22 protein-coding genes are annotated in these 25,403 nt (G+C 48.3%); 12 read left to right on the plus strand and 10 right to left on the minus strand.

Translation table 11 applies throughout. From position 1 onward, the window contains the following. Positions 1-62: 62 nt before the first annotated feature. From RSC70_RS03840 to bolA, 8 genes are all read right to left on the minus strand, one after another. Positions 63-443, minus strand: a complete 381-nt coding sequence (locus RSC70_RS03840) for a ComEA family DNA-binding protein (protein WP_332541738.1) — start codon at positions 441-443, stop codon at positions 63-65. Between the two features lie 140 nt (positions 444-583). After that, a complete protein-coding gene (gene ppiD / locus RSC70_RS03845) occupies positions 584-2,467 on the minus strand; it encodes a peptidylprolyl isomerase (protein WP_332541739.1) in 1,884 nt (627 codons plus the stop codon). 319 nt (positions 2,468-2,786) lie between these two features. Beyond that, positions 2,787-3,059 (minus strand): nucleoid-associated protein HU-beta, encoded by a 273-nt coding sequence (gene hupB, locus RSC70_RS03850; RefSeq protein WP_008814266.1) that lies wholly within the window; start codon positions 3,057-3,059, stop codon positions 2,787-2,789. A 218-nt stretch (positions 3,060-3,277) separates the two neighbouring features. Continuing rightward, positions 3,278-5,632, minus strand: coding sequence for an endopeptidase La (lon, locus tag RSC70_RS03855; RefSeq protein WP_040044362.1), 2,355 nt, complete (start codon positions 5,630-5,632; stop codon positions 3,278-3,280). A gap of 190 nt (positions 5,633-5,822) precedes the next feature. Beyond that, positions 5,823-7,094 carry an ATP-dependent protease ATP-binding subunit ClpX gene (clpX, locus tag RSC70_RS03860; protein ID WP_025799987.1) on the minus strand — a complete coding sequence of 424 codons (1,272 nt, stop codon included), beginning with the start codon at positions 7,092-7,094 and terminating at the stop codon, positions 5,823-5,825. A gap of 277 nt (positions 7,095-7,371) precedes the next feature. Further along, positions 7,372-7,992, minus strand: a complete 621-nt coding sequence (clpP, locus tag RSC70_RS03865; RefSeq protein WP_025799989.1) for an ATP-dependent Clp endopeptidase proteolytic subunit ClpP — start codon at positions 7,990-7,992, stop codon at positions 7,372-7,374. Positions 7,993-8,236: 244 nt separating this feature from the next. Continuing rightward, positions 8,237-9,541 carry a trigger factor gene (tig, locus tag RSC70_RS03870; protein ID WP_332541741.1) on the minus strand — a complete coding sequence of 435 codons (1,305 nt, stop codon included), beginning with the start codon at positions 9,539-9,541 and terminating at the stop codon, positions 8,237-8,239. Between the two features lie 578 nt (positions 9,542-10,119). After that, positions 10,120-10,449, minus strand: a complete 330-nt coding sequence (gene bolA, locus RSC70_RS03875; protein WP_172625154.1) for a transcriptional regulator BolA — start codon at positions 10,447-10,449, stop codon at positions 10,120-10,122. A gap of 499 nt (positions 10,450-10,948) precedes the next feature. On the opposite strand from bolA, the gene RSC70_RS03880 reads away from it, so the two are divergent. The 8 genes from RSC70_RS03880 to RSC70_RS03915 all read left to right on the plus strand — a co-directional run bounded on the left by RSC70_RS03880 (position 10,949) and on the right by RSC70_RS03915 (position 20,171). Beyond that, on the plus strand, positions 10,949-11,527 hold the full coding sequence (locus RSC70_RS03880) for a lipoprotein (protein WP_025799994.1): 579 nt from the start codon (positions 10,949-10,951) through the stop codon (positions 11,525-11,527). A 116-nt stretch (positions 11,528-11,643) separates the two neighbouring features. Beyond that, positions 11,644-13,125, plus strand: coding sequence for a muropeptide MFS transporter AmpG (ampG, locus tag RSC70_RS03885; protein ID WP_234618594.1), 1,482 nt, complete (start codon positions 11,644-11,646; stop codon positions 13,123-13,125). 618 nt (positions 13,126-13,743) lie between these two features. Further along, positions 13,744-14,673 (plus strand): cytochrome o ubiquinol oxidase subunit II, encoded by a 930-nt coding sequence (cyoA, locus tag RSC70_RS03890; protein WP_025799998.1) that lies wholly within the window; start codon positions 13,744-13,746, stop codon positions 14,671-14,673. Between the two features lie 3 nt (positions 14,674-14,676). Continuing rightward, a complete protein-coding gene (gene cyoB, locus RSC70_RS03895; RefSeq protein ID WP_040044358.1) occupies positions 14,677-16,668 on the plus strand; it encodes a cytochrome o ubiquinol oxidase subunit I in 1,992 nt (663 codons plus the stop codon). Beyond that, entirely contained in the window at positions 16,658-17,278 is a 621-nt protein-coding gene (locus tag RSC70_RS03900; RefSeq protein ID WP_025800001.1) for a cytochrome o ubiquinol oxidase subunit III, read from the plus strand. Before cyoB ends, RSC70_RS03900 begins: the two co-directional genes overlap by 11 nt. Next, positions 17,278-17,628, plus strand: coding sequence for a cytochrome o ubiquinol oxidase subunit IV (locus tag RSC70_RS03905; protein ID WP_004091690.1), 351 nt, complete (start codon positions 17,278-17,280; stop codon positions 17,626-17,628). The genes RSC70_RS03900 and RSC70_RS03905 overlap by 1 nt, the downstream gene beginning before the upstream one ends. A gap of 13 nt (positions 17,629-17,641) precedes the next feature. Further along, complete coding sequence (gene cyoE / locus RSC70_RS03910) at positions 17,642-18,532, plus strand: heme o synthase (protein ID WP_025800005.1); 891 nt, start codon at positions 17,642-17,644, stop codon at positions 18,530-18,532. 268 nt (positions 18,533-18,800) lie between these two features. Further along, complete coding sequence (locus RSC70_RS03915; RefSeq protein ID WP_332541747.1) at positions 18,801-20,171, plus strand: MFS transporter; 1,371 nt, start codon at positions 18,801-18,803, stop codon at positions 20,169-20,171. Positions 20,172-20,260: 89 nt separating this feature from the next. On the opposite strand, the gene RSC70_RS03920 is transcribed toward RSC70_RS03915, so the two are convergent. After that, entirely contained in the window at positions 20,261-20,752 is a 492-nt protein-coding gene (locus RSC70_RS03920) for a YajQ family cyclic di-GMP-binding protein (protein WP_282813885.1), read from the minus strand. A gap of 187 nt (positions 20,753-20,939) precedes the next feature. Here RSC70_RS03920 and panE point away from each other — a divergent pair, with 187 nt between their 5' ends. Beyond that, complete coding sequence (gene panE, locus RSC70_RS03925; protein ID WP_234618592.1) at positions 20,940-21,854, plus strand: 2-dehydropantoate 2-reductase; 915 nt, start codon at positions 20,940-20,942, stop codon at positions 21,852-21,854. Then, on the plus strand, positions 21,817-22,410 hold the full coding sequence (gene yajL / locus RSC70_RS03930; protein ID WP_040044355.1) for a protein deglycase YajL: 594 nt from the start codon (positions 21,817-21,819) through the stop codon (positions 22,408-22,410). Before panE ends, yajL begins: the two co-directional genes overlap by 38 nt. Positions 22,411-22,531: 121 nt before the next feature. On the opposite strand, the gene thiI is transcribed toward yajL, so the two are convergent. Then, positions 22,532-23,980, minus strand: a complete 1,449-nt coding sequence (gene thiI, locus RSC70_RS03935) for a tRNA uracil 4-sulfurtransferase ThiI (RefSeq protein ID WP_332541751.1) — start codon at positions 23,978-23,980, stop codon at positions 22,532-22,534. A 259-nt stretch (positions 23,981-24,239) separates the two neighbouring features. Here thiI and xseB point away from each other — a divergent pair, with 259 nt between their 5' ends. Both xseB and ispA read left to right on the plus strand, forming a co-directional pair. Beyond that, entirely contained in the window at positions 24,240-24,482 is a 243-nt protein-coding gene (xseB, locus tag RSC70_RS03940; RefSeq protein ID WP_040044353.1) for an exodeoxyribonuclease VII small subunit, read from the plus strand. Positions 24,483-24,485: 3 nt separating this feature from the next. Continuing rightward, entirely contained in the window at positions 24,486-25,391 is a 906-nt protein-coding gene (gene ispA / locus RSC70_RS03945; protein ID WP_332541753.1) for a (2E,6E)-farnesyl diphosphate synthase, read from the plus strand. The last annotated feature ends 12 nt before the right edge of the window (positions 25,392-25,403 follow it).

Genomic DNA, 25,403 nt, shown 5'->3' on the forward strand with positions numbered 1-25,403 from the left:
CTATTGAAAGTAGCAGAGCGCTAAAAAACCAAACTGGTTAGACCACTGAATTTTGTGCTCGATCACAATTTTAAACGATCGCGGTTACGTGCGATTAATGCTGCGCCAATTCCTTTCACCTCTTCTAACTGTTCGATCTGGGTAAAGGCCCCGTTTTTCTCACGATATTCCACGATCGCCTGTGCTTTCTTCAGGCCAACACCGTTGAGCACCGTCGCTATTTCTTCCGCACTGGCCGTATTGATATTGATACTGGTTCCCACAATACCCGGTGAGGCATCTTTACTTACCGGTTGAGGATCTGTGGCTTTTTGCGTTTGTTCAACGCTAGGGGTTGTTGGTTTAGCGGTCGTCGCCGCTTGAGCCTGTAACGGCAGCAGTAAGGCCCCTGTAAGCACAGCCCATACCCCGATTAATTGCACCATCATTTTTTGCTTTTTCATGCTGAAATTCTCCTGTTGTGTGTCAGCGAACACAGAGTGCAGCAGGATAAAAAACATGACAAACACCATTCTCCAGATATGGAAAAGGCCGCATAAGCGGCCTTTTGTGATTGCATCAGGATGCAAATTTATTGCGATGCTTACTGCATTTCGCTCGCTGCGCTGCCTAATTTAATTTTGGCATTTGAACGCAGATTATCCATCAGTGAATCGAAGGTAATCCCGGTTGCACCAGTCAACATCTGAGAAGAGAAGGCTTTAAGCTCTTCATTACTCAAATGACCCGACTTAACCGCGTCCAGTTGGATCAGAACGATGTTGTCTTGGCGATCCTGAGCCAAACCATAAACCGGTTTGTTATCTTTTGGCTGCGCCATGGCAAACACGGTATCGGCTAACTGGCGATCCTCAGAGGCACGCGTCAACGTCTGTACTGCTCCAAAGCTAATCCCCGCCGCTTTCAGCGCTTCATCACCTTTGCCAGACTGCAAGGCGCTCAGTAACTTGTCGCCTTCATTACGTGCCTGTTGGATGGCTTTCTGACGCTTCACCATATTGGTGATTTGATCTTTAACCTGATCCATCGGCTTAATGCCTTCTGGCTTATGACCAGAAATACGGATCACGAAAGCACGGTCGCCTTCAGCGCTGATCACATCAGAGTTGCTTCCTGGTGCGCCATTCTCACCGATCAGAGAACCATCGAAGATTGCCTGAGTAACTGGTTTGAAGTTCAGCGCAGCAGGAACGCTGTCGCGCGTGAACCAGCCAGTTTCAGTCGCCTTCACGCCAGCGGCTTCTTCTGCGCCAGCCAGTGATTCATTATCGCTGGTTGCAGAATCGCTCACTTTTTGCTGTAACGCATAGTAAGCATCCAGCGCTTTCTGCTGTTTAACCTGAGTAGCAATATCCGCACGGACTTCGGCCAGCGGTTTTACCTGCTCTGGTTTCACGTCATTCAGGCGAATAACGAGGTAGCCAACGCTTGATTTTACTGCACCTGACAGCTGACCTTTGGTGGTTAACTTGGCACCCAGAATTTCATCTGGCGTTGTACCCGGTTCTAACCATCCCAACTCACCGCCGTTTTTACGCGAGATGATGTCAGTAGATTTCTCAGCAGCGACTTTGGCGAAATCGGCTCCGCCGTTCAGTTCATCCAATACCGCTTTAGCATCAGCTTCAGTTTTTACCTGAATAACGCTGTAATCTTTGCGCTCCGGCTGGGTGTAGCTGGATTTATGCTGATCGTAATAAGCTGCGATATCCTCATCAGAAACGGCAATTTTGTCCTGAATCGCCGCGGCATCCATTTCGATATAGCTAACCTTCACTTCTTCCGGCGCAATAAAACTATTTCGGTTTTGCTCGTAGTAGGATTTCAGCTCTTCATCAGTAACCTGCTGAGCTTTCTCCAACGCTTTGATATCAATCGTTGCCAAACGCACATCGCGTTGCTGCATCGTTAGCGCTGCCATCGCTTCAACTTCTACCGGCAGCGTGAAGCCCGTTGCGGTGTAAGCCTGAATCAGCTGTTGGCTGGTGAGCTGCTGGCGAACCAACTGCGCATAGGTATCTGGGCTCAATCCCATATTGGCAATAATGTTCAGATATTTAGCATTATCGAACTGGTTGTTAGTCTGGAAGTAAGGCATTGCCCAGATAGCTTCTTTCACCTGCTCATCGCTAATTCCCAGACCCAATTTCTTGGCGTACTGATCAAGCAGAGTGTCATCAATTAGGCGGTTAAGAGCCTGCTTGCGCAGCTCTTTCATATAGCCTTCGTTACCTGCCAACACTGAAAATTGGTCGCCCAATTGCTGCTGTAAGCGACTACGTTCGCTTTGAACCGCTTGCTCAAGCTGACCACGGCTAATTTCCTGACCATCGACTTTCGCCGCATAGTCACCGGAACCGCCGGTCAAATAACCCCCTACCCCGGTCAAAACAAATGACACGATGATTAGGCCCAGGATGATTTTGAGCACGACGTGATTAGCGGCCGCGCGTAAATTGTCCATCATAGTGTGGCAACACTCCGCTGTGATTGTGGGTAATACAGTAATTTTTGTCGGCTCAGTCTATCTGATTCGTAGCCAACACTGCACACGTAATACGATAAAATTGGGCTATAAGATCAAAAACCTATCCCATTAACCGAATCGACCTACTGGGAAAGGCTCTGTTTCCATGAAACTTTAGCCATAAAAAAAGCGCATCGGTTATGATGCGCCTTGTATTTTACCCTAGCAACTCAGCCACGTCAGTCTAATGTTTCATTGTTTCCACTCACGTGGGTTCATAACATACAAACAAATTCAGACGGTTGAGTCGGACGCGTTATTAATTAACAGCGTCTTTCAGAGCCTTGCCAGCACGGAAGCCAGGTACTTTGGCAGCAGGAATGCTGATTTCTTTACCTGTCTGAGGGTTACGGCCAGTACGTGCTGAACGTTCGCGCACGTCAAAAGTACCAAAACCGACCAGAGCAACAGAATCACCGCTCTGCAAAGACTCAGTAACAGACGCAATAATCGCATCTAATGCACGGCCAGCTGCTGCTTTAGAAATATCTGCGCCTTCGGCAATCTTATCGACCAGTTGTGACTTATTCACTCTTTCATCCCCTTTAGAAATCTTATGCCGTACTGGAATATTGTCCTTAGGGTACGGCTGCGCTGCTGTTATATCAATCCTGTCAGTTCATGGCAAGACACATGAGATGCGGCTTTTCCTAATTTGACAGGGCTCTAAGTTAGCTGCACAAAAAAATGCTGGCAAGTCCGAAATAGACTGCCAGCATAGGTTTTATCAGCGGTTTATGCGATATATCACTATTTCGCGGTAACCACTTCCATTCCGAATGGTGAATTTTGCAGCGCCAAGGCTAAAACTTCATCAATTCGTTTCACCGGATGGATATCCAGATCGGCCAATACGTTGTCTGGAATCTCTTCCAAATCGCGTTTGTTTTCGTCTGGGATCAGCACGGTTTTAATTCCACCGCGGTGAGCCGCCAGCAGTTTTTCTTTCAAACCACCGATAGGCAACACCAAACCACGCAGCGTAATTTCACCGGTCATCGCAACATCAGCACGCACAGGATTGCCGGTTAAGCATGAAACCAGCGCGGTACACATCGCGATACCTGCACTTGGGCCATCTTTCGGCGTTGCACCTTCAGGCACATGGACGTGAATATCGCGTTTTTCGTAGAAATCAGGGTTGATGCCCAATTTCTCAGCACGAGCGCGAACCACGGTCAACGCAGCCTGAATGGACTCCTGCATAACTTCACCTAAAGAACCGGTATAAGTCAGCTTGCCCTTACCTGGTACGCATGCGGTTTCAATCGTCAGCAGATCGCCGCCCACTTCAGTCCATGCCAAGCCAGTAACCTGACCCACGCGGTTTTCACTGTCCGCACGGCCATAGTCGTAGCGCTGCACACCTAAGAAGTCTTTCAGGTTGTCGCCGTTGATCTCAATATGCTTAACGGATTTATCCATCAGCAGGTTTTTTACCGCCTTACGGCACAGTTTTGAGATTTCACGTTCCAGACTACGCACGCCCGCTTCGCGAGTGTAATAGCGAATAATGCCGCTTATCGCGCTGTCATCAACCGTCAACTCACCTTTTTTCAGTGCGTTGCGTTCCAACTGTTTTGGCAGCAGATGCTGTTTCGCAATGTTGAGTTTTTCATCTTCGGTGTAACCCGACAGACGAATCACTTCCATACGATCCAACAACGGCGCAGGAATGTTCATCGAGTTCGATGTTGCCACAAACATAACGTCAGACAGATCGTAATCAACTTCCAGATAATGGTCGTTGAACGCGATATTCTGTTCTGGATCCAGAACCTCCAGCAGCGCTGAAGCCGGATCGCCACGCATGTCCGAAGACATTTTGTCGATCTCATCGAGCAGAAACAGTGGGTTCTTCACCCCAACCTTTGCCATCTTCTGGATCAGTTTGCCCGGCATAGAACCGATATAGGTACGGCGATGGCCACGAATTTCGGCTTCATCACGCACGCCACCCAGCGCCATACGCACATACTGACGCCCAGTAGCACGAGCAATAGACTGACCCAAAGAGGTCTTACCGACCCCTGGAGGCCCTACCAGACAGAGGATAGGCCCTTTAATTTTGCTAACGCGACTCTGAACCGCTAAATATTCCAGAATACGGTCTTTGACGCGCTCAAGGCCGTAATGATCGGTATCCAGAATTTCCTGCGCTTTATTCAGATCTTTTTTGACCTTGCTGCGCGCATTCCATGGAACCTGAATCATCCAATCGATATAGCCGCGCACTACGGTTGCTTCAGCAGACATCGGCGACATCATCTTCAGCTTTTGCAGCTCTGCTTCCGTTTTCTCGCGCGCATCTTTCGGCATTTTTGCCGCTTCGATTTTACGCTTCAGCGCTTCGAATTCGTCTGGCGTATCGTCCATTTCGCCCAGTTCTTTCTGAATCGCTTTCATTTGCTCATTCAGATAGTACTCGCGCTGGCTCTTTTCCATCTGCTTTTTAACGCGGTTACGAATACGTTTTTCAACCTGCAGCAGATCGATTTCAGATTCCATCATCGCCATCAGATATTCCAGACGTTCAGTCACGTCTGACATTTCCAACACGGCCTGCTTGTCGTTTAACTTCAACGGCATGTGTGCAGCAATGGTATCTGCCAGCTTAGCCGCATCGTCAATACTGTTGAGCGATGTCAGCACTTCTGGTGGGATCTTTTTATTCAGTTTGATATAGCCTTCAAACTGATTGATGGCAGTACGAACCAGCACTTCTTGTTCGCGCTCGTCCATTTCTGGAATTTCTAAATATTCAGCCTGTGCAGCAAAATGCTCACCACTGTCAGATAACGTAGTGATTTTCGCACGCTGAAGCCCCTCGACCAGCACTTTGACGGTGCCATCGGGTAATTTCAGCATCTGTAAAATAGAGGCAACGGTACCTACAGAGAAAAGGTCATTTACTCCAGGTTCATCCGTCGACGCTTCCTTCTGTGCGACCAGCAGGATCTTCTTGTCGTGATCCATTGCGGCTTCTAGGCACCGGATAGACTTTTCTCGGCCCACGAACAATGGAATCACCATGTGCGGATAAACCACCACATCGCGCAGAGGCAATACGGGGATTTCTATGCGTTCGGAACGCTCAGGATTCATAGAGCTCTCTCTTAGTTTAGCTTCCGCCAGGTTATGGGAATCTTACAACCCGTTTTACGTTGTTGCTTCACCCAGTTTGTATCTGAGTATATGGGGATGTTTACCAGGGATTCAACGCAAACAACAACAGAAAAAAAAATGGGAGATAAAATCCCCCATTTTATTGATAACCCATCAGTTTACTGGCTAATTATTCGCCAGAAGCTTGTGCTTCTGGTTTACCATAAATCAGCATTGGCTCCGCCTGACCTTCAATGACATTTTCGTCGACAACCACTTTTTCGACGTTTTCCATTGATGGCAAGTCGTACATCGTTTCCAGCAGCGCGCCTTCAACGATAGAACGCAGACCACGAGCACCTGTTTTACGCGCCATCGCTTTTTTCGCAATAGCCGTCAGGGCTTCGTCACGGAACTCCAGATCTACACCTTCCAGATTAAATAATGCCTGATACTGTTTGGTCAGGGCATTTTTTGGCTCTTTCAGGATCTGAATCAGCGCGTCTTCGCTCAGCTCACGCAGGGTAGCAACAACCGGCAAACGACCGATGAACTCAGGGATCAGACCAAATTTGATCAAATCTTCTGGTTCTGCCTGAGCCAGCAACTCGCCTTCGGTCGCTTTTTCAGACAATGCTTTAACCGTTGCGCCAAAACCAATACCGGTGCCGGTATTCACACGCTGGCCAATCACTTTATCCAAGCCGGCAAAAGCACCACCACAGATAAACAGGATCTTAGAGGTATCAACCTGTAAGAATTCCTGCTGTGGATGCTTACGGCCGCCCTGAGGTGGAACCGCAGCGATAGTACCTTCAATCAGCTTCAGCAATGCCTGCTGTACGCCTTCACCTGAAACATCGCGGGTGATAGACGGGTTATCAGACTTACGAGAAATCTTATCGATTTCATCGATATACACGATACCGCGCTGTGCTTTCTGAACGTCGTAATCACACTTCTGCAACAGCTTCTGAATGATATTTTCAACGTCTTCGCCCACATAACCCGCTTCGGTTAGGGTCGTCGCATCAGCCATGGTAAATGGCACATCAAGGAAACGTGCCAGCGTTTCAGCCAGCAAAGTTTTACCGCTACCGGTTGGACCGATCAGCAAAATATTACTTTTGCCCAGTTCTACACCGTTGCTGCTGTCGCCGTTACGCAGGCGTTTGTAGTGGTTATACACCGCTACTGCCAAGACTTTTTTCGCCTGTTCTTGACCAATGACGTAATCATCTAAATGGTTACGAATTTCATGCGGCGTTGGCAGAGAGCTGCGCTCGCGATGCGGAGCAACTTCTTTAATCTCTTCGCGAATGATGTCATTACACAGATCGACACACTCGTCGCAGATATACACTGACGGCCCGGCGATCAGCTTACGAACTTCATGCTGGCTTTTGCCGCAAAAAGAACAGTACAGCAGCTTGCCTGAACCGTCTTTGCGCTTATCTGTCATCAGTAAACCTCTTTCATTAAGTATCTGTCCCGTCGAATCAGCCTATTACGGCTAAGACCGCTCAACGGCAGTGCGACCAATCTGCGCAAAACGGTCTATCAGCGTAGTCTATGCAACCCATTAGCGCGATGCGAGCATCGCTCCACGCTTTATATTCACTATAGTATATCGGCAACCCGCCGTAACATGATAGTCACGCTATCGGCGGTTGGACGAGATAATAGCGTATGCGTTTGGTTCCACAGACGTCCTGAATCTAGGCCGTAGTCTGACACAATCAGCCGCGGTGAGTCATTACCGAATCAACCAAGCCGTATTCTACAGCTTCGTCCGCTGACAAGAAGCGGTCACGTTCGGTATCACGCTCGATCTCTTCGAGCGATTTACCTGAATGTTTTGCCATCAGCTCATTCATACGAGCTTTAACTTTCAGGATTTCTTTGGCGTGGATTTCGATATCCGTCGCCTGCCCTTGGAAACCACCCAACGGCTGGTGAATCATCACGCGTGAATTTGGCAGGCAGAAACGCTTACCTTTCGCCCCAGCAGTCAGCAGAAACGCGCCCATGGAACACGCTTGTCCCATACAGATGGTGCTCACATCTGGTTTGATAAACTGCATGGTGTCATAAATTGACATGCCCGCAGTAATGACGCCACCCGGTGAGTTGATATAAAGATGGATATCTTTCTCTGGGTTTTCTGCTTCGAGGAACAGCATCTGAGCCACGATCAGATTTGCCATGTGATCTTCAACCTGACCAGTCAGGAAGATGATTCGTTCTTTCAACAGACGGGAAAAAATATCGTATGAACGTTCGCCACGCGAAGTCTGTTCAACAACCATTGGCACTAAAGCCATGTGCGGTGCTAAATCACGCTCGCCACTGTATGACATTAACCGTCTCCTATAGAAATCACTTTGGCATTATTTGCTTTGATTCTACTGTAGATAAACTATGTTGACCATCGTTGACCATCGTTGACCATGCCCAACTGTCTGTGTCTGTTGTTATAGGTTAGACACTTAGCCAATATTTGGGGACAGTAATCAAAGAAATAAACCTTTTCCCATAAAAAAACCTTCGCCCAAGAGCGAAGGTTTTTATTACTTCGGAACGAATAAGCCGTTCAGAGCAATATTACGCAGCCTGAGTCTGGTTCATCAGTTCGCTGAAGTTGGTCGCTTTTTCAGACACTTTAGCGCTAGCCAGCAGTGCTTCAACAGCTTGTTCTTCCAGAGCAACATTACGCATGTTGTTCATCAGCTCTTTGTTTTTGCTGTAGAACTCGATCACTTCTTTTGGATCTTCGTATGCAGAAGCCATCTCTTCGATCAGCGCTTTAACGCGATCTTCGTCAGCCTTCAGCTCTTTCTTAGCGATAACTTCGCCCAGCAGCAGACCAACAACAACACGACGCTTAGCCTGCTCTTCGAACAGTTCACGTGGCAGTTCCAGAGCTTGTTTCTCGTTGCCACCGAAACGCTGTGCAGCCTGACGACGCAGAACGTCAACTTCACCGTCAATCAGTGCAGCTGGAACGTCGATGTCGTTTGCTTTAACCAGACCGTCGATAACCTGAGACTTGATACGGTTACGTACCGCGCCTTTCAGTTCGCGTTCCATGTTTTTACGCACTTCAGCTTTCAGACCGTCCAGAGAGCCATCAGCAACGCCGAAACGTTTGATGAATTCTTCGGTGAATTCTGGCAGTTCACGTTCTTCAACTTTCTTCAGAACGATATCGAATTTAGCCGCTTTACCTTTCAGGTTTTCAGCGTGGTAATCTTCTGGGAAGGTCACTTCGATAGCGAATTCTTCACCCGCTTTGTGGCCCAGAATGCCTTCTTCGAAACCTGGGATCATACGACCCTGGCCCATTGCCAGAACGAAATCAGAGGCTTTGCCGCCTTCGAAAACTTCGCCGTCGATAGAACCGGTGAAATCTACGGTGACGCGGTCTTCAGCTTCAACTGCACGTTCGGTTGCAGTCCAAGTCGCCTGCTGCTTACGCAGAGTGTCCAGCATCGCGTCAACGTCAGCATCAGTGACTTCAACAACTGGTTTCTCAACTTCGATGCTTTCCAGATCTTTCAGTTCGATCTCTGGGTAAACTTCGAATTCAACTGCGAAAGAGAAGTCTTCGCCCAGTTTGTATTCGCCTGGTACATAGTTAGGCGCGCCAGCTGGGTTCAGTTTTTCTTTGATGATCGCATCAACGAAGTTACGCTGCATCAGATCGCCCAGAACGTCCTGGCGAACAGAAGCGCCATAACGCTGAGAGATAATGTGCATTGGCACTTTACCTTTACGGAAGCCGTCGATACGTGCTTTTTTAGCCACGTTGACCAGCTCACTGTTTACTGCTTTTTCAATGCTGTCGGCTGCAACAGTAATGTTTACGCGGCGGCCAAGGCCTTCGGTGGTTTCAACAGAAACTTGCATCTTATACCTCAAAAAATCACAGTGCTCGGTCAACTCCAGAAGTCATTTTCAACGAAGAAAACCAGACTTCACAGAACCGGGACGGCCGCTTTCAGCAGAACCGTGTTCCCTGTTTATCCCTTCTTACTTGAAGCCGCTACGGTGCTGGCTGCGGTTATTCACCCTAATCACTTACCGGTGTAAGCTCATCGGGATTCACTCGCTGGCCGCTTAGCAACAACATCAAGTACTTTGGGCGTAGAAGCGTCCCGAATACATTCAGGAAAAAATAGACGCGACATTATAGCGATGCATGAGCAATGAGTCGAGAACCGCACGCCAACTGTCCGCGGCGTGATTCACAGTTTCGAGCGATACCTCAGCAACTCGGGTACAAAATTAGAGCGTTGTAGCACCAAGTCCACGGGCCAAAGTCACGAAATCGCGTGCGCACCTAAGTCATAAAGTTGCTACGCAAAAAGAAACGGCCACTCGGGCCGTTTCTCGTCAAACACGCTATTAATACAGCAAAAACGGCTAAGAGTTCCACCTTCGTGGTAATTTACTTGCCTTTTCGCCGCCTATTTAAGCAAGTTAGCTTAGGCTAGGGTGCCAGCCCCGCGACAGGGCGGAGATGCAGGAACCGTATCTTGCAACGCCTCCCACTCTTTATGGGTGTAGGTATGTAAGGCTAGCGCATGCACACCGTCAGCCAGTTCCTCTGACAGAACGCCATATATAGAACGATGACGCGTCAAGAAGCGCTCACCTTGGAAACGATCGCTAACCATGACAACTTTAAAGTGACTTTCAGAACCTGCCGGTACGTTATGGCGATAGCTTTCATCAACCACCTCAAGATAGAAAGGTTCAAACGCGGCGCGTAACTTTGCTTCTATCTGTTCTCTCATCATAAGATATCCCCTCATACTGCATCGGCAGAAAGAGCGCTGCTCTTAATGGAATGTATTTCCCTCTCGGAACCGCTAAGCCGTCACCGTTATTTATCAGTGACAACCCGTATTAGGCGCGGACAAACGCCCAATTGAAAAACACATCTTAACGTTAAGCGTAGCTGTTTTTTCGCAACTAACGCCGCTACGAAACATTTTTATCGTGTTTTGCGTAGCGTAACTTATAAAAAATTTCTGTCTATCATTCAAATGGGTGGCATGGAAAGTCAGTTTAATGTTTAAGCAGATAGGCAAAATGCCACCGTGATAGTGATTTAACTATCCTTAAGATAAAAATATTTATTGGGGGCTTCAACATCCTAATGGCAATGCTATGATGGCGGATATTTTGTCCGTAAAGTCCGTTGATTCATCATAGTCATACTCAGTTAGTCATACTCAGTCTTAACTCGGTCATAGATGAAGGATGAGCACGGCATCTTCCCACGTAAAAATGGTTATTAACTCGATGAATATGATCACAAAACTGTTTTTCCCGCTTTTGGCCGTTTTCGCTTTGGCCGGATGCGCAACCAGCTCGAATACGATAGACGTTAACCCTAAGATGACGTTGCCGCAGCAGGATCCAACCTTGCAAGGCATTACGATCAGCATTAACGGTGCCGACGTTCGCCAAGATAAAGCGCTGGCAAAAGTGAATCGCGATGGCGCATTAGTCACGCTAACACCTTCACGCGACCTGCGTTTCTTGCTGCAAGAAGTGCTGGAAAACCAAATGACCCAGCGCGGTTATATGGTGGGGCCAAGCGGTGCCGTTGATTTGCAGATCGTAGTCAACCAGCTGTATGCCGATGTAAAAGAAGGCAACCTGCGTTACAACATCACCACCAATGCTGATATTTCCATTATCGCACAGGCGAAAAATGGCAATAAGCAGGTGAAAAACTATCGCTCTGTTTACAACGAGCAAGGTGCATTTACCGCGTCAAACAGCAAAATCACTAATGCCGTCAACAATACTATGTCGGATATCGTGTCTAACATGGCGCAAGACACTAGTATCAGCGACTTCATCAAAGCCAACGCACGTTAATCTCTATGCTCAGAGTCATTCGAACCGTTGGATAAAAGCGCAATCGAATGATAATGGGCATACACCGTTTTCACCCCGCACTGCCCGACTTTGGGCAGTGCATGGGAATCAATTGAATGTCTAATTCAAACTTAGCTATTTTCACCCAACGTAACACGGTCATTTTATTACTGTTGGGTTTTGCCTCAGGCCTTCCTCTCGCATTAACCTCCGGTACACTTCAGGCTTGGATGACCGTTGCCAACGTCGATCTCAAAACGATTGGCTTCTTTTCACTGGTTGGCCAGGCCTACGTGTTTAAATTCCTTTGGTCACCGATGATGGATCGCTATACGCCTTCTTTCCTTGGTCGCCGCCGTGGCTGGCTTTTAGTCACGCAAATCCTGCTGCTAATCACTATTTTTGCCATGGGATTACTCAATCCTATCCAGCATCTGTGGTGGCTCGCTGGTTTGGCCGTCATTGTCGCATTCTGCTCAGCCTCCCAAGATATTGTCTTCGACGCTTATAAAACCGATTTGCTTAGCGCCGAAGAACGTGGAACCGGCGCAGCTGTTTCCGTTTTGGGTTATCGACTTGCCATGCTGGTTTCCGGTGGGTTAGCGCTGTGGTTAGCCGATCGCTATTTTGGCTGGCAAGGTACCTATTGGCTGATGGCGGGCTTAATGCTGATCGGCATATTGGCTACGTTATTTGCGCCAGAACCTCAGGTATCAGCACCTGCACCACGCACGCTTGAACAGGCAGTAATTGAGCCGCTCAAAGATTTCTTTGGCCGAAACAATGCGTGGCTAATTTTATTGCTCATTGTGATGTACAAAATGGGTGATGCTTTCGCCGGCAGTTTAAGCACGACGTTTCTGATTCGCGGTGTCGGATTCGACGCGGGTGAAGTTGGTATCGTCAATAAGACGCTGGGATTATTTGCCACCATCGTAGGTGCTTTGTTTGGCGGCGTACTGATGCAGCGTTTATCCCTTTTCCGCGCATTGATGCTATTTGGTATCTTGCAAGGGGTGTCCAATTTTGGCTACTGGCTGCTGGCGGTGACCGATAAAAATCTGCTTACCATGGGCAGCGCCATTTTTCTCGAAAACCTCTGCGGGGGAATGGGCACCGCGGCGTTTGTCGCATTGTTAATGACGTTGTGTAACAAGTCATTCTCAGCAACGCAGTTCGCCCTGCTCTCGGCGCTTTCAGCCGTAGGTCGTGTCTATGTAGGGCCGGTTGCGGGTTGGTTTGTTGAATTACATGGCTGGCCGTTGTTCTATCTTTTCTCAATCGTCGCCGCTGTTCCTGGACTCTTGCTGCTAGTCGCCTGCCGCAAAACCTTGGAGTACACGCAAACAACCGGTGAATTCTCACGCCGAACCCGTTTTGCTCGAGCCTACAAGCTGGCCTCTCAATCACTGTTGATCGGATGCATTCTGATTGCATTATGGCTGCTTGGGCTGCTCGCAGAGAGCCTCTCTGGTTTAAGTGCTGAAGTCATCATGGCTTGGCTGTTAAATATTGGCTTATTGCTGAGCTTATTTGGCATTTTACTTGGCGCAGGTTTGGATTATCGCAGCCAACGCGATCTACCGCAGCCAATTTAATTCCGTAGCTAAATTAATTTAAGTCTTAAAATAATAAAAAAGCGCTGTCTGTATTTTAGACAGTGCTTTTTTTATTCTTCAATTTTGCCGCTTAATTATCCATTAAATAATTTTCTACTGATATTTCTCTGTATTTTCACGCCTCAATAGCTGCTCATTTTTCACGCTAAATTCATTTAGTCGTCAGAAAAATGAAGAACAAAAAATTAACAAATAGAGATCTCTTTCACGTTTCGTGCCTTCTAAAAGAAGAAATAAGCCTAAATGTAACGAGTTACATGCCCCTACGATCTGTGTCACATATTCCTATTTTAAGCTGTTAATACATGGGCTAACCACAGATTAGGGGCTAGTCTAAAAGTGACAAAACGTGATTTTCAGAGGTAGGAAAATATCTTTTGTTACATTTAGTTTGTTACAACAAAGTGAAATTAAACCTCTGATTTAATAGCTACATTCTGACTATAATCCATCATGGAATGCGACATTTTGAACAAACAAACTGGACTTTTTAAACAATGGAGTGACAGACCTTTAAGAATGTTTACAGATCTGCAACCTTCCCGTAAAATGCCCCTACATTTGGGACGACAGAGAGCCTTCGATTGAGGTCGTTAGATGAGACTCAGTAAATTAAATAAAAGCTTTGGGATATTATCTTTAATCGCAGCCTCAGCCTTGCTGAGCGGTTGTGATATGGCGCTTCTGGATCCTAAAGGACAAATAGGTCTAGAGCAGAGATCCCTGATACTGACTGCCCTTGGGCTGATGTTAATCGTGGTGATTCCAGTAATCGTAATGACAATTGTATTTACGCGTAAATTCCGCGCGTCAAATACCGATGCCAAATACACTCCCAACTGGTCTCACTCTAATAAAATTGAAGCTGTCGTTTGGACAGTGCCAATTATCATTATCGCTATCCTCGCAACATTAACGTGGAAAACGACTCACGAACTGGATCCGTATAAACCACTGGTCTCTGACGTTAAACCGATCCGTGTCGATGTAATTTCACTCGACTGGAAATGGTTATTCGTTTATCCAGACTTGGGGATTGCAACCGTTAATGAACTGGCTTTCCCAGCCAATACTCCGGTTAATTTCCGCATCACGTCAAACTCGGTGATGAACTCATTCTTCATTCCGCGTTTAGGTGGGCAGATTTACGCGATGGCAGGCATGCAGACCCAACTGCATTTGATTGCCAACGAACCGGGTAAATATAACGGGATTTCCAGCAGCTACAGCGGTCCAGGATTCTCTGGAATGAAGTTCACCGCCATCGCAACGCCCGATAATGCCACCTTTGATCAGTGGGTTGCCAACGTTAAGAAAGCACCTAATCAGCTGACTACCATGGCAGAGTTCGACGCATTAGCGAAGCCAAGTGAATACCATCCGGTTGAATACTTCTCTAGCGCTAATCCTGAATTGTTTGTCGATGTGATCAACAAATTCATGGGCAGCAAGAAGATGGACATGAAGAAAGACGAGCATATGGATATGGACATGGGTGAGCACGCTCACGCAGGAGCCGAGGAATAACAGATGTTTGGAAAACTAACACTCGACGCCGTCCCGTACCATGAACCGATTGTTATGGTTACGGTTGCCGGCATTATCTTAGGCGGTCTGGCCCTTCTGGCTTTGATTACCTATTTTGGAAAATGGAAATACCTATGGACGGAGTGGCTAACTTCGGTTGACCATAAACGTCTGGGTATCATGTATATCATCGTGGCATTTGTCATGCTGCTGCGCGGCTTTGCCGATGCCATCATGATGCGTAGCCAGCAGGCGCTTGCGTCCGCCGGTGAAGCCGGATTCCTGCCACCGCATCACTACGACCAGATCTTCACCGCTCACGGCGTTATCATGATCTTCTTCGTGGCGATGCCGTTCGTGGTAGGTCTGATGAACGTCGTTGTACCGTTGCAAATCGGTGCTCGCGACGTGGCATTCCCATTCCTGAACAACCTGAGCTTCTGGTTCACCGTTGCCGGTGTGGTTCTGATCAACCTGTCGCTGGGTGTGGGCGAATTTGCTCAAACCGGCTGGTTGGCCTATCCACCGCTGTCAGGTAAGGAGTACAGCCCTGGCGTAGGGGTCGATTACTGGATATGGAGTCTACAGATATCCGGCTTAGGTACCTTGCTGACGGGTGTTAACTTCTTTGCCACTATCATCAAAATGCGTGCCCCTGGCATGTCGCTGATGAAAATGCCGGTCTTCACATGGACCGCACTGTGCACCAACGTTCTGATCATTGCTGCCTTCCCGATTTTAACCGTTACCGTTGCTTTACTGACGGCTGACCGCTACCTCGGCACCCATTTCTTCACCAATGATATGGGCGGCAACATGATGATGTACATCAACCTGATTTGGGCCTGGGGCCATCCGGAAGTGTATATCTTGGTTCTGCCTGTCTTCGGTGTGTTCTCCGAAGTAGTGGCAACCTTCTGTAAGAAACGTCTGTTTGGCTACACCTCGCTGGTATGGGCGACCGTGTGTATCACCATTCTGTCGTTCATCGTTTGGCTGCATCACTTCTTCACCATGGGGTCTGGCGCGAACGTCAATGCGTTCTTCGGTATAGCCACGATGATTATCTCGATTCCGACCGGGGTAAAAATCTTCAACTGGCTGTTCACTATGTACCAAGGCCGCATCGTGTTTAACTCTGCGATGCTGTGGACTATCGGCTTCATCATCACCTTTACCGTAGGTGGTATGACCGGCGTTCTGCTGGCTGTTCCTGGTGCAAACTTTGTTCTGCATAACAGCCTGTTCCTGATTGCGCACTTCCATAACGTGATCATCGGCGGTGTGGTATTCGGTTGCTTCGCCGGTATGACTTACTGGTTCCCGAAAGCATTTGGCTTCACGCTAAACGAAACTTGGGGCAAACGCGCATTCTGGTTCTGGATCATCGGCTTCTTCGTTGCCTTCATGCCGCTGTACGGCTTGGGCTTCATGGGCATGACTCGTCGCTTGAGCCAGCAAATTGACCCTGCATTCCATCCTCTGCTGATGGTTGCTGCGGGCGGCGCTGCGCTGATTGCATGTGGTATTGCCTGCCAGCTGATTCAGATTTTCGTGTCTGTTCGCGACCGCGATCAGAACCGCGACCTGACTGGCGATCCATGGGGCGGCCGCACGCTGGAGTGGTCAACGTCTTCTCCACCGCCGTTCTATAACTTCGCTATCGAGCCACAGGTTCACTCGCGTGATGCATTCTGGGAGCTGAAAGAAGAAGGTATCGCTTATAAGAAACCAGAGAAATATGCACCAATTCATATGCCACGTAACACTGGCGCAGGCGTCATCATTGCTGGCTTCAGCCTCGTCTTTGGTTTTGCCATGATTTGGGACATCTGGTGGCTGGCGATTGTCTGCTTCCTGGGCATGATTGCCACGTGGATCGTGCACAGCTTCAACGATGATGTTGATTACTACGTTCAAGTTCCTGAAATTGAACGTATTGAGAACCAACACTTTGAACAAATTAGCAAAGCAGGCGTGAAATATGACAACTGATACTTTACATCATACTCACGGTCAGGAGGCCCATGCGGAGCATGGGCACCACGACGCCGGTGACACGAAAGTGTTCGGCTTCTGGGTCTACCTGATGAGCGACTGTATTTTGTTTGCGAGCTTGTTCGCAACGTATGCAGTCTTGGTCAACGGCACCGCTGACGGCCCATCCGGCAAAGATATTTTTGAACTGCCGTTTGTGTTGGTTGAAACCTTCCTGCTGTTATTTAGCAGCATCACCTATGGCTTCGCCATGCTGGCGATGAACAAAGGTAAAGTAGGCACCGTAAATACATGGTTAGGTTTGACCTTCCTGTTTGGTGCCGGCTTCATCGCGATGGAAATCTACGAATTCCATCACCTGATTGCCGAAGGTTTTGGTCCAGACAAAAGTGCATTCCTGTCTGCCTTCTTTACCTTGGTTGGCACGCACGGTATCCACGTTACCAGCGGCCTGATCTGGATTATCGTGATGATGATTCAGGTAGGCAAAAAAGGCCTGACCGCGCGTAACCGTACTCGCCTGATGTGTCTGAGCCTGTTCTGGCACTTCTTGGACGTGGTGTGGATCTGCGTATTCACCGTAGTTTATCTGATGGGGGCAATGTAATGAGTCACTCACCTACAACGGGTCACCATTCTACAGACAACAACGGTGCTAGCCACGGCAGCGCAAAGTCTTACATGATTGGCTTTATTCTATCTGTCATCCTAACGGTCATTCCGTTCTGGATGGTGATGGAAGGTACCGCTTCGCACCAAACGATTTTGATTACCGTGGTTGCGATGGCCGTGATTCAGATTTTTGTTCATCTGGTGTACTTCCTGCACATGAACACCTCGTCTGAAGAACGTTGGAACCTGATAGCTCTGGCATTTACCGCCTTGATTATCGCCATTGTTGTCGTTGGCTCACTTTGGATTATGTACAACCTCAACATCAATATGATGGTCCACTAAAGAGCTGCCTGTGATGATGAAGCAATACCTGCAAGTAACAAAACCGGGCATTATCTTCGGTAACCTGATTTCGGTTATCGGTGGATTCTTCCTGGCCTCGAAGGGGAGCTTAGATGTTCCCCTGTTCATCGCGACCATGGTAGGCGTGTCGCTGGTTGTCGCCTCGGGCTGTGTATTTAATAACTACATTGACCGAGACATAGATAAAATTATGGAGCGAACCAAAAACCGTGTTTTGGTGAAAGGGTTAATCGCGCCTAAAGTGACATTGACCTACGCTACGCTGTTGGGCCTTGCCGGTGTTGCACTGTTATATGTTGCGGCTAATCCGTTAGCCGCACTGTTGGCAGTGATTGGCTTCATCGTCTACGTTGGCGTTTACAGCCTGTATATGAAGCGTCATTCCGTATACGGCACGCTGATTGGTAGCCTGTCCGGCGCCGCTCCACCGGTTATTGGCTACTGCGCCGTTAGCAATGAGTTCGACGCTGGCGCGCTGATCCTATTGGCTATTTTCAGCCTGTGGCAGATGCCGCACTCCTATGCGATTGCCATCTTCCGCTTCAAGGATTACCAAGCCGCCAATATTCCTGTATTGCCGGTGGTTAAAGGGATTTCGGTAGCCAAAAACCACATCACGCTGTACATCGTCGCGTTTATGGTTGCCACGCTGATGCTGTCTCTAGGCGGGTATGCTGGCTATAAATATCTGGTTGTTGCAGCAGCGGTAAGCGTGTGGTGGTTAGGTATGGCACTTTCTGGCTATAAGAAAGCGGTTGACGATCGCGTATGGGCGCGCAAACTGTTTGTGTTCTCCATCGTGACTATCACTTGCCTGAGCGTCATGATGTCGGTTGACTTCCAGTCTCCGGCAACAGAAAGCCTGCTAACGATGCTGCGTTGATCATTGAGTCTTAATGATTAATCGTGAAAAGCCGGATATCTCATCCGGCTTTCTTTTTTCCCCTCCCCCACTTCGTCCTGAGTCTGTTCAAAACGGGTAAGGTCAAGTAATCTAGCTCGGCTGTAATAACAATAGATACTATTCCTCGGGAATGCTTTCCACCAACTGCCACCAGAGCAGTGCTCATCAGAAAGCACCAATAACAAGAATAATTTCGACGCAGTGAAAACGCTGGGTTGTTCCCGCACTAAAAGAAACTGAGGTTGTAATGAATGATTTTCAGATGACACCAGAGGAACGGAAAGCCACCTGGGGTCTAGGAACCGTATTCTCATTGCGTATGCTTGGGATGTTTATGGTTTTGCCGGTGCTCACCACCTATGGCATGTCTTTGGCGGGCGCTTCCGAAACGTTGATCGGAATTGCAATTGGGATTTATGGCTTAACACAGGCTGTCTTCCAGATCCCATTTGGCCTATTTTCTGATAGAATTGGACGTAAACCGCTCATCGTCGGCGGGCTACTGATATTTGCTCTCGGCAGCGCCATTGCGGCCATAACAGACTCAATATGGGGCGTGATCCTTGGCCGTGCATTACAAGGCTCGGGGGCGATTGCTGCGGCTGTTATGGCGCTGTTGTCCGATTTAACCCGTGAGCAAAATCGCACTAAGGCCATGGCATTTATCGGCGTCAGTTTTGGCGTCACTTTTGCCATTGCAATGGTCGCAGGCCCGATTATTACCCACGCCGTTGGCCTCTCTGGCCTTTTCTGGATGATCGCGCTGTTAGCATTAGGTGGCGTTATCATCACGCTATTTTGCATTCCAACGCCGCGCCATCATGTGCTGAACCGTGAATCCAGCATGGTAAAGGGAAGCTTTAGCAAAGTGCTGGCAAACAGCCGATTGCTTAAGCTTAACTTTGGAATTATGTGCGTACATATTTTACTGATGTCGAGCTTTGTGGCACTACCACCGCTGATGGAAGAAGCCGGTCTAGCACGAGATAATCAGTGGAAAGTCTATTTAGTTACCATGCTGATCGCGTTTGTCTGCGTTATCCCTTTCATCATTTATGCTGAAAAACAACGTCGTATGAAGCAGGTGTTTCAGGTGTGCGTTATTTTAATGCTCGCCGCTGAGGTGATACTTTGGTACGCCGATTTACATTTGTGGGGCATTATCTTTGGCGTCCAAGTCTTCTTTATTGCCTTCAACGTGATGGAGGCATTATTGCCTTCGCTGATCAGCAAAGAATCGCCCGCGGGCTATAAAGGCACGGCAATGGGAATTTATTCCACCAGCCAATTTCTCGGTGTGGCCATCGGCGGGAGCTTAGGCGGATTCTTGTATTCGCATAACGGCGCGGCAACCGTGTTTACCGGGTGCGCAGTGTTAGCCGTGATCTGGCTCGCAGTTAGCATGACGATGAAAGAGCCTCCTTACGTCAGCAGTTTGCGCATCGTCATTCCAGACACAATTCCTGCAACACCAGCATTAGAACTGGCGCTTAAACAGTTGCACGGCGTGGCCGATGTAGTACTGATTCCTGAAGAGAAAACGGCTTATGTGAAGATTGATTCTAAAATCACCAACCGTGGCGATATTGAGCTGTTTGTTGCGGGGCAGACAGTTTAGTTTTGATGTTGTTCTCTTCCATGACCCCCACCCAGCCTCCCCCTTCGCAGGGGGAGGAGCAGATCGAGTATCTGATTCAAAACCAAGCGTTAATCGCGGAAGTTATTAAACTGGAATGGTTGACCCAATTCAGCACCGCGAATAAGCGCCATCACGCCCTGCAAATCATCACGTGATTTACCCGTTACACGCACTTGTTCACCCTGAACCTGCGCCTGCACTTTCAGCTTGCTGTCTTTAATCAGCTTAATGACTTTTTTCGCCATTGCACTATCAATGCCTTTTTTCAGCGTGGCTTCAATGCTGTACGTTTTACCGCTGTGTTCGATCTGCTCTGGGATCTCTAATGCAGCACCATCGATGCCACGCTTCGCCAGTTTTTCGCGCATAATATCCACGAGCTGGTTAACTTGGAAATCAGAGATGCTGGAGATTTTGATACTTTCATTTTTCTCATTTAGCTCAAAGCTGGCTTCAACGTTGCGAAAATCCCAACGAGTTCCTAGCTCACGTGAAGCGTTTTCTACGGCGTTACGAACTTCTTGAATATCAATTTCAGAAACGATATCGAATGAAGGCATGTTAAATCTCCTCTCGGTTGAATGCCGAGCATAATAGCGGCTTCCTCCGGCGATGCAAGATCAGCCACAGTCCTTACACCATAACCGATGCTTCTCACTGCGATCTGCGTCATAAAAGTTTATACTGATTAGATTGAATATTTCTGCTTTGCGCGCAAATCGCCTGATGTATCGGGAAGGAGGCCAAATGAAAATAACAGTTCTTGGTTGCGGGGCGCTAGGGCAGCTATGGTTATCGGCATTAGAACAAGCTGGGCACGATGTTCAAGGCTGGTTACGCGTACCTCAGCCCTATTGTCCGGTTAACATCATCCAACTTAACGGACAGTCATACAATAAAAACCTAGCGGCGAACGACCCTCTACATTTAGCGGAAAGCCAAATCTTATTAGTAACGCTAAAAGCCTGGCAGGTTTACAACGGTCTGGTTCCATTGCTGGCGAAAATTCCGCCTCACTGCCGAATTATCTTGCTACATAATGGGATGGGCAGTCAGGATGAGTTTCCAAACCTGATTGAACAGCCCCTGTTTCAAGGGGTAACCACCCATGCGGCGCGCCGTGATGGCAATACGATTATCCACGTTGCCGCGGGCACAACACATATCGGCCCAACGAATTCAGCGGCTATTGGGCAAAGCAACGTTGCTGAAGTCTTGCATCAGGCGCTTCCTGATGTGGCATGGCATGACAATATCATGCCTGCTATCTGGAAAAAATTAGCCGTTAACTGCGTCATTAATCCATTGTCAGTTATCTATAACTGCCGCAACGGCGATTTGCAAAAATACATGCCACACGTAGAAGCCATTGTAAAAGAAATCTCCGAGGTAATGGAGGCTGAAGGGTATCGAACATCTCCCGAAAGCTTGCTGCATTACGTGACCAACGTGATGTGCATGACCGCCGATAATTACTCTTCTATGTACCAAGACGTGCAGGCTCAGCGACATACTGAAATTGATTACATCACTGGCTATCTGCTCAGGGCAGCACGCAAGCATGGACTTAGCGTCACTGAGAATGCCCATATTTTTGAAACCATTAAACGAAAGGAACAAACCTATGAGCGCATCGGCTCTGGTGTGTCTGGCTCCTGGTAGCGAAGAAACCGAAGCAGTAACGACCATTGATTTGCTTGTTCGCGCGGGCATTAAAGTCACTACGGCAAGTGCCGCCAGCGATGGCGAATTAGTTATAACCTGTTCACGTGGCGTAAAACTGTTAGCGGATAAACCGTTGGTTCAGGTTGCCGATGAGTCTTATGACGTGATTGTTTTGCCCGGTGGAATGCAAGGCGCAGAGTGTTTTCGAGACAGTGAATTGGTCGTAGAGAAAGTGCGCCAAATGCATCTTGAAGGAAAACTGGTCGCCGCAATCTGCGCAGCACCCGCATTAGTCTTAGCTCATCATAATCTATTCCCAATAGGGAATATCACCTGTTTCCCAACACTAAAAGATCAGATCCCCGAGAATCAGTGGATCGACAAACGCGCTTACTTCGATGAACGCGTTAACCTGCTAACCAGCCAAGGACCAGGAACCAGTATCGACTTTGCGCTAAAAATTATCGACGTACTTTTAGGCAAAGAAAAAGCCGCCGAAGTGGCAGCCCAGTTAATTCCCGCATCGGGAATCTATGACTATCAGGAGTGGTAGCACGCAATCCCCACCCCAACCCTCCCCTTCTCAGGGGAGGGAGCCGAACCTAGCTCTACGTTAACTTCAGTGCTCGGTCTGCCCCTCCCCCTGCGAAGGGGGAGGCCGGGAGGGGGTTCAATTACGGGCGATACACCTTAACGTTGTTATACCCCTGCTCTTTCAGATACAACGCCTGCAAACGGCTCATCACACCACGATCGCAGTACAGCACATAGTTGCGATTCTGATCGAGATCGCCAAACTGGGTCGCCAGTTTGTAGAATGGCAGGCTTTTCACCTCTAACCCTTCAATCTTCAGCGGTTTGTCTTCTTGCTCATCGTTAGAACGAATATCTAGAACTACTTCATCACCGCTTAATGCATCAATGGTTTCAACTTCAATAACCTGCTCGCTGGTTTGCTGGGCAATTTCACGGATATCCATGTTTTGCGCTTCGGCCACCACACGTTCAAGAATCTCGAAATCGAAGTTTTCTTCTTCGGCTTCAATCTTGGACTTCACGGCTTTTACGGTTGGGCTTTTTGAAATCACACCGCAGAATTCAGGCATGGTTTTGGCAAAATCTTCAGTCCCAATTTCACGAGCCATATCAATGATATGTTCTTTATCGTGTGAAATCAGCGGGCGCAGGATCAGCGTGTCGGTTACGCCGTCAATCAAACGCAGGTTGGTTAGCGTTTGGCTTGAAACTTGTCCCAGTGCTTCACCGGTGACCAAAGCCTGAACGCCATAACGCTCTGCTACTTTTGACGCTGCGCGCATCATCATACGCTTGAGGATAACACCCATTTGGCCATCATCGACTTTCTCTAAAATCTCACCCACTACCGGGGCAAAATCGATGGCAACAAAGCGCACACGATGAGAGCTGCCAAAACGATTCCACAGATAATGAGCGACTTGTTTGACGCCAATTTCATGCGCGGAACCGCCCAGATTGAAGAAGCAGTAATGTACGCGGCAACCACGACGCATCAGCATATAGCTGGAAACGCCAGAATCGAAGCCACCAGAAATCAGCGACAGCACATCTTCCTGCGTACCGATTGGGTAGCCACCTAAGCCTTCGTAGCGACCTTTAATCAGCAGCAGACGGTCGTCTTCAATTTCTAGATGAACGGTCACCTGAGGATGGGACAGTTTGACCTTAGCACTTTCAATATGCTGATTCAGACCGCCACCGACGTAGCGTTCAACTTCAATCGACGTAAAATCATGTTTACCACGGCGTTTAACACGCACGCAGAAGGTTTTGCCTTCCAGCTTGTCACGGTACATTTCGAGCGTTTGCTCAAAAATGTTGTGCATATCGGTGTAAGGACAGTCATCAACTTCTAAAATGTGATGGATCCCAGGGATTCGCGTTAAAGCGTCACGAACCTGTTCAGTGCGGCTTTCATCTTTAGCGCGAACTTCGATATGATCCCAATGGCGTACGATAGCCACTTCATCAATTTGTTTTTTCAGAACGTTGCGAATGTTCCCGGTCAGGATCTTAATAAAGCGCAAACGCACTGATTGGCTTTTGATAGTAATTTCTGGGAATAATTTAATGATAAACTTCATGATGGCAGTGGCTATTTCGTCGTGATTTACGTTAAAAGGGCTTACACTGCATGCTTAGAAATTGAGGACGCAATGTACAAGGCGCGCAGTATAGCACTAACTTGCTCACTGGCGCACTGAACCTCATCTCACGAGTTTAAAATCCGTAATTTGCCAAGTCCTACAGACTCCGGTAACGTGGCAAAAAATTCTGTCACTCCATCGCAGAACCGCTATTTATTGCAGAACACCATTACAGAACAGCGAAGAAAAGAAGACTATGGCAAAAAAAGCACCCGCCGCGCCTAGCTTTGAACAAGCTCTGAGCGAACTAGAACAGATTGTGACTCATTTAGAATCTGGCGAACTGCCATTAGAAGACGCACTCAATGAGTTCGAACGTGGCGTTCAGCTCGCGCGTCAAGGGCAGCAGACGCTGCAACAGGCTGAACAGCGCGTACAGATCCTACTCAATGACGATAAGGACGCCCCTTTATCCCCTTTTAACGCGGATCAAGAATAAAACATGGTTGTTTTTGAACAGTTACTCAAAACCTATCATCAACGCGCTGATGCCGCGTTAATACACTATATTGACCCACTGCCATTTTCTGATGGGCAGCTGGTTGCTGCGATGCGCTATGGCGCGCTGCTCGGCGGCAAACGTCTTCGTCCTTTCTTGGTGTATGCCACCGGCGAAATGTTCGGCCTTTCATTAGATAATCTAGACGCCCCCGCTGCGGCCGTTGAATGCATTCACGCGTATTCACTGATGCATGACGATTTACCCGCGATGGACGACGATAATCTTCGTCGTGGTCAGCCCACCAGTCATATTAAATTTGGCGAAGCCCACGCGATTTTGGCCGGCGATGCCCTGCAAACGCTGGCGTTCTCCATTCTGGCCGATAGCCCAATGCCTGCGGTTGCCGTTACCGATAGATTGGCAATGCTTAGCGAACTGGCACAGGCCAGCGGCGTGGCAGGCATGTGCGGTGGTCAAGCGTTAGATTTAGAAGCCGAAGGCAAACACGTTGATTTGCAGGCGCTTGAGCAAATTCACAGCCACAAAACGGGTGCATTAATCCGCTGTGCGATTCGAATGGGCGCTTTGGCCGCTGGTGATGCCGGACGCGCTGCGCTACCGTTGTTAGATCGCTATGCTCACGCCATCGGGCTTGCATTCCAAGTACAAGACGACATTTTAGATGTGATCGGCGACAGCGCTAAAACGGGTAAACCTCAGGGTTCAGATCAAGAATTAGAGAAAAGTACTTACCCTGCATTGCTCGGCCTCGAACAGGCCCAAAATAAAGCGCTCGTTCTGTACAAAGATGCAATACATGTTCTTGAAGAGCTTGAGCAACACCACAGCATTGATACTCTGGCATTAAAATCCTTAGCCAGTTTCATCATTGAGCGCGATAATTAAGCCAATAAAAAT

The sequence above is a fragment of the Hafnia sp. genome, assembly GCF_036648275.1.
Taxonomy (GTDB): domain Bacteria; phylum Pseudomonadota; class Gammaproteobacteria; order Enterobacterales; family Enterobacteriaceae; genus Hafnia; species Hafnia alvei.